Origin of the sequence: Moorena sp. SIO4A1, assembly GCF_010672065.1 — a bacterium.
In the GTDB taxonomy this organism is placed as follows: Bacteria; Cyanobacteriota; Cyanobacteriia; order Cyanobacteriales; family Coleofasciculaceae; genus Moorena.
Genome location: NZ_JAAHHX010000842.1, coordinates 1 through 1266 on the forward strand (window position 1 = coordinate 1; position 1266 = coordinate 1266).

Sequence of the window (1266 nt, forward strand, 5' to 3'; positions counted from 1 at the left end):
ACGCTGGGGGTGCAGCTGTCGAAAACGAAGCCCCCGAAGGTGGAGGGGCACCTGGCCTGGGCTCTGCTCATTCGCCTGCTCGGTGGGCCGATCATCGCTGCCTCGCTGATCTGGATCTTTGGCTTTCGCAATGAACTGGCGGCCGTGCTGATTGCCGGGGCCGCCTCGCCCACGGCGGTCAACACCGCCCTCCTGGCTACAAATTGTGCTGCATTGGGTGACGCCAGTCGGCATCAATAATCAATGTCCGGCGGGAAAATCTTGCTGAAACCGCAGCCAAGTGGGAAGCTACCACTGACTTACCCTCTCCGGAAACAGCACTGCTAACCACAATCAGCTGTAACCTATTCTGAGCACGCAACTCCATGGTTGTCAGGAGCAGGCGGTAAGGCTCCATTAACCTAATATCTGCTAAGAATCGCTTCGGTTGTTCAAGACTTAGTGCCTGAGCAGGCATCTTCGGTAATACCCCCAGCCTAGGCAGCTTCAGCAGTGCCTCCGCTTCCGAGGCATCGTGTAGGGTATTATCCATCATCTCCAGCAACAGCACCATACCGACAGCTAAGGCAATTCCAGCCGCAGTAGCAATCACTAGCACCACTTTTGGATTGGGTTGCTTGGGTGATGAAGGAAGTTTTGCCCGCTCAATAATTTGAATATTGCTAACTAGTTGGGCTTCGGCAATCCCTGCTTCTTCCAGTTTGTTTTGGAGGAGTTTAAGAGAGGCAATAGCTTCTTCTTGTCGGCGAACTAAGCTAGCAAAGGGTTGCCGTAGAACTGGTATTTGACCAAGACGATTCTGGAGTTTAATGCGCTCAGTTTGCACCAGGTAGAGCTTTTGTTCCAGTACCGACCGTTCTGTTTCAGCTAAAATAAACCTAGAGGTAAAGTCCTGGCTCAACTGATCAGAGGCCACATCACCAGGGGGAATAATTTGATTATTGGACTGATTAGTAGACTGATTAGTTAGCTGATTAGTGGGCAACAGACGAGACAGTTTTTGATTGTAGAGGCCAAGGAGTTCATACCGCTCCTGAACCAGTGATATCACCGCTGGATTCTGATCAGTTAGACGCGATCGCGCTTTGGCTAACTCCCGTTCCAAGTTGACTAGCTGAGCTCGTAAGGCTTGGAGTTCTTCATCTTGACCAATGCGTCCGGCGATGTAAGCATTCTGAGCATTATTCAGACTGGTTATTGTCTGGAGTTCTTGGCTACGGGTTTTAGCGTCTTGGAGTTGAATAGACAGATCGGAAGAGCGTCGAC

Annotated in this window: 2 protein-coding genes; one reads left to right on the top strand and one right to left on the bottom strand. The window is 50.9% G+C overall.

Going from position 1 to position 1266, the window contains the following annotated elements; translation table 11 throughout:
* Window positions 1-240: hypothetical protein (locus tag F6K53_RS43385; RefSeq protein ID WP_293086917.1), on the top strand; the 240-nt coding region annotated here is incomplete at its 5' end.
* Here the strand turns inward: F6K53_RS43385 and F6K53_RS43390 are convergent.
* A partial coding sequence (locus tag F6K53_RS43390; RefSeq protein ID WP_293086920.1) for a GNVR domain-containing protein occupies window positions 197-1266 on the bottom strand: 1070 nt, incomplete at its 5' end. The two genes, F6K53_RS43385 and F6K53_RS43390, sit on opposite strands and share 44 nt — an antisense overlap.